Source organism: Micromonospora sp. D75 (assembly GCF_018070405.1).
GTDB lineage: Bacteria > Actinomycetota > Actinomycetes > Mycobacteriales > Micromonosporaceae > Micromonospora > Micromonospora chalcea.
In genome coordinates, this window is record NZ_JAGPXV010000591.1 from 1 (window position 1) to 3,720 (window position 3,720).

The 3,720-nt window shown below is 74.8% G+C and carries 6 protein-coding genes; 5 read left to right on the forward strand and 1 reads right to left on the reverse strand.

Annotated elements, in window-relative coordinates; all coding sequences use genetic code 11:
• The 3 genes from KBX39_RS26010 to KBX39_RS26020 form a co-directional block, all read left to right on the forward strand.
• Positions 1 to 408: ABC-2 family transporter protein (locus KBX39_RS26010; RefSeq protein WP_210872970.1), on the forward strand; the 408-nt coding region annotated here is incomplete at its 5' end.
• Positions 409 to 427: 19 nt separating this feature from the next.
• Complete coding sequence (locus tag KBX39_RS26015) at positions 428 to 1,228, forward strand: ABC transporter permease (protein ID WP_210872972.1); 801 nt, start codon at positions 428 to 430, stop codon at positions 1,226 to 1,228.
• Positions 1,225 to 2,202, forward strand: a complete 978-nt coding sequence (locus KBX39_RS26020) for an ATP-binding cassette domain-containing protein (RefSeq protein ID WP_064448308.1) — start codon at positions 1,225 to 1,227, stop codon at positions 2,200 to 2,202. The genes KBX39_RS26015 and KBX39_RS26020 overlap by 4 nt, the downstream gene beginning before the upstream one ends.
• Here KBX39_RS26020 and KBX39_RS26025 read toward each other — a convergent pair.
• Positions 2,186 to 2,746: a helix-turn-helix domain-containing protein gene (locus KBX39_RS26025; RefSeq protein WP_043329354.1), complete on the reverse strand. Its 561-nt coding sequence runs from the start codon at positions 2,744 to 2,746 to the stop codon at positions 2,186 to 2,188. The genes KBX39_RS26020 and KBX39_RS26025 overlap by 17 nt on opposite strands.
• A 67-nt stretch (positions 2,747 to 2,813) precedes the next feature.
• Here KBX39_RS26025 and KBX39_RS26030 point away from each other — a divergent pair, with 67 nt between their 5' ends.
• Both KBX39_RS26030 and KBX39_RS33900 read left to right on the forward strand, forming a co-directional pair.
• A complete protein-coding gene (locus KBX39_RS26030; protein ID WP_069088990.1) occupies positions 2,814 to 3,560 on the forward strand; it encodes an AzlC family ABC transporter permease in 747 nt (248 codons plus the stop codon).
• Between the two features lie 5 nt (positions 3,561 to 3,565).
• A partial coding sequence (locus KBX39_RS33900) for an AzlD domain-containing protein (protein ID WP_312247489.1) occupies positions 3,566 to 3,720 on the forward strand: 155 nt, incomplete at its 3' end.

Below are 3,720 nucleotides of genomic sequence, written 5' to 3' on the forward strand. Positions count from 1 at the left end.
TTCGCGGTGTACGTGCCCCGGCACTGGGCAACGGTGCCGCTGTTCCTGCTCTCCGTGCTGCTCGCGGTGGTGGTCTGCTTCGGCTGCCGCTACCTGGTGAACGCCACCGCGTACTGGCTGCAGGACGTCCGAGGGCCGATGATCCTGTGGACGCTCGGCTCGGGCGTGCTGGCCGGGCTCTACTTCCCGCTCGGGTTCCTGCCCGGCCCGCTGGAGACGGTCCTGCGGTACGCGACCCCGTTCCCCAGCATCCTGCAGGTGCCGCTGGACGTGCTGGTGGAGCGGGAGCCGATGTCCACCGGTCTCGCCCTGGTCGGGGTGCAGGCCGCCTGGGTGGTGGCGCTGCTGGCGCTGTGCCGGCTGGTGCAGCGCCGCGCCGAGCGCCGCCTGGTGGTCCAGGGTGGCTGAGCGCGACAGCGCGTCCAGGGTGGCTGAACTGCGGGCGTACCGGGCGCTGCTCGGCGCGCAGGCGCGTTCGCAGGCGGCGTACCGCACGTCGTTCGTGGTGGACCTGGTCGGCAACGTGGGCGCGACGGTGTTCGACGTGGTCACGGTCCTGGTGATCTTCGGTGTGACGCGGGAGCTGGGCGGCTTCACGCTGCGCGAGACGCTCGTCGTGGTCGGGCTGTCGGCGTGCGGCTTCGCCACCGCCGACCTGCTGGTCGGCAACATCGAACGGCTTCCCCGGTACGTGCGCACCGGCCTGTTCGACGCGGTGTTGGTCCGTCCGCTCGGCGCGCTGCCGCAGCTGCTGCTGATGGACCTGCCGCTGCGTAAGCTGTCCCGGGCCGTGTTCGGGCTCGCCGTGCTGCTGTTCGCGCTGGCCTCTGCGGGGATCGACTGGACACCGGGCCGGGTGGCGCTGGCGGTCGTCGCGCCGCTGGCCGCCGTGGTCTTCTTCGCCTCGGTCTTCGTGCTGACCGCGACGGTGTCGTTCTACTGGGTCGACTCGGGCGAGCTGGCCAACTCGGTCACCTACGGCGGGCGTGACTTCACCTCGTACCCGGTCACCGTGTACGGCGGCTGGTTCCGCGCGTTGTTCGCGTACGGGATGGGGTTCGCCTTTGTCAGCTACCACCCGGCGCTGGCGTTGCTGGGCCGCGCCGACCCGCTCGGCCTGCCGCCCTGGGCGGGCTGGGCCGCGCCGGGCGTCGCGGTGGTCGCGGCGGCGCTGGCCGCCCTGGCCTGGCGCGTCGGGGTCCGTCACTACCGGAGTACGGGGTCATGAGCGTCATCGAGATGGACGGGCTGCGCAAGGAGTTCACGGTCCGGGTCCGGGCCGGGCGGTTGCGCCGCGAGAAGCGGACGGTGACCGCCGTCGACGGGGTCGACCTGCGGGTGGAGCGCGGCGAGATGCTCGGCTACATCGGCCCGAACGGCGCCGGGAAGTCGACCACGTTGAAGATGCTCACCGGCGTGCTGACGCCGTCGTCCGGGCGGGCCCGGGTGTGCGGGCTGCGCCCGGTGGCCGACCGGACCCGGCTGGCGCTGCGCATCGGCGTGGTGTTCGGGCAGCGCTCGCAGCTGTGGTGGGACCTGCCGCTGCGGGACTCGTTCGACCTGCTGCGGCACGTCTACCGGGTGCCGGCCGGCGAGCACGCGGCCCGGCTGGCCCGCTGCCGGGACCTGCTCGACCTGGACGGGTTCCTGGACACGCCGGTCCGGCAGCTCTCGCTGGGTCAGCGGATGCGCGGTGAGCTGACCGCGGCGCTGCTGCACGGCCCGGAGGTGCTGTTCCTGGACGAGCCGACGATCGGCCTGGACGTGGTCAGCAAGCAGGCGGTGCGCGGTTTCCTGGCCGAGCTGGGCCGGGCCGGCGACACCACGCTGGTGCTCACCACGCACGACCTGGCCGACATCGAGCGGCTGTGCCGGCGGCTCGTGGTGATCGACCACGGGCGGGTGGTGCACGACGGGTCGATCGCCGAGCTGCACCGCCGGTACGGCTCGCGCCGGATGGTGGTCGCCGAGCTGGACGCGGCGCTGCCCGAGCCGCCGGTGCTGCCCGGGGCGCCGGTGCAGCGGGTGGAGGCGGACGGGCGTCGGCTGGTCTTCGCGCTGGAACGGGCGAGCGTCGCCGAGGTGGTGGCCGGGCTGGCCGGCCTGGCCACGCTGCGGGACATCTCGATCGTGGAGCCGGACATCGAGGAGGTCGTGGCGCGGCTCTACCGGGCGCCGGCCGCGGTCACGGGTGCTCCATGACGAGTACGGCGAACGTGCCGGGGGCCAGCGCCTCGTACCGGTGCGGGGTGTCGCCGGGGAAGGTGACGTAGTCGCCGGGTCCCAGCTCGACCGGGTCGGTCTCCGGGCCGACGCGCATCCGTCCGGCGGCGACCACGACGTGCTCGACGCTGCGCGGGGTGTGCGCCTCGGCGATCCGTACCGCGCCGGGTTCCAGTTCCATCACGTAGACGTCCCGCCGGGCGTGCGGCGCTCCGGCGGCGAGCAGGGTGGCGGAGAAGTCGGCGTGCTCGGAGCGGATCCGGGGGCCCTCGCCGGCCCGGACCACCCGCACGGCGGCGGCGGGTGGTTCGACCAGGCGGCTGAACGGTACGTCCAGCGCCACGCCGAGCGCCCAGAGCGTCTCCACGCTGGGGTTGCCGGAACCGGACTCCAGCTGGGACAGGGTGGACTTGGCGATGCCGGCGCGGCGGGCCAGCTCGGTGAGCGACAGGCCGGCCCGTTCGCGTTCGCGGCGTAGCGCGGCGGCGATGGTCGCGAGTGGGGGAGCGGGGTCGATCGCCATGTGTTCGCTCCAACGGTCGGTTTGTTCGGTTTGACGAACAAGCGTTCTCGCGTTCAGGATAATGGACATGCGTACGGCATACCGAACGGGCGACGCCCGGGTGCTCCGCGACGTCGCCGCCATCGGCGCGGCGATGCTGGCCGTGGGCGCGTCGTTCGGCGCCGTGGCGGTAGCCGCCGGCCTGCCCGCCTGGGCCACGCTCGCCATGTCCGCGGTCGTCTACGCCGGTGGCGCCCAGTTCATGGCGGTGGGGCTCGTCGTGGCCGGCAGTCCGCTCGCGGCGGTCCTCGCCGGCCTGCTTCTCAACGCCCGCCACCTGCCGTTCGGCCTGGCCCTCGGCGGCGCGCTCGGCTCCCGGCGCTGGCAGCGGCTGCTGGGCAGCCACCTGATGACCGACGAGGCGACCGCGTTCGCGCTGGCCCGCCCGGCCGGTCCGGGGCGGCGCCGGGCGTTCTGGCTCGCCGGGGTGCTGCTCTTCCTGGCCTGGAACACCGGCACCGCGCTCGGCGTGCTCGCCGGCGGCGCGGCCGGCGACCCGGCCGCGCTGGGACTCGACGCCGCGTTCCCGGCCGGGCTGGCCGCGCTGCTGCTGCCCAGCCTGCGCGACCGGGAGACCCGCCGGGTGGCGCTGACCGGCGCCGGCCTGGCCGTGCTGGCCACGCCGCTGCTGCCGGCCGGGTTGCCGGTGCTGCTCGCGCTCGCCGCGCTGGCCCTGCCGCTGCTGGCCCGCCGCCGCCCGCCCGCCGCGCCACCCCGGACCGCTGACGAGGCGGCTGATGATCGGAGCGTGCGGGCCGGGGAGGTCTCGTGCTGATCGCCGTGATCCTCGCGCTGGCCGCCGGCACCTACGGCTTCCGCGTCGCCGGGGTGCTCCTGCGGGACCGGCTGGACCTGCCCGAATGGGCCCGCCACCTGCTGCCGGTCGGCGCCGCCACGCTGCTGGCCGCGCTCGCCGCCACCGCGGCGCTGACCCG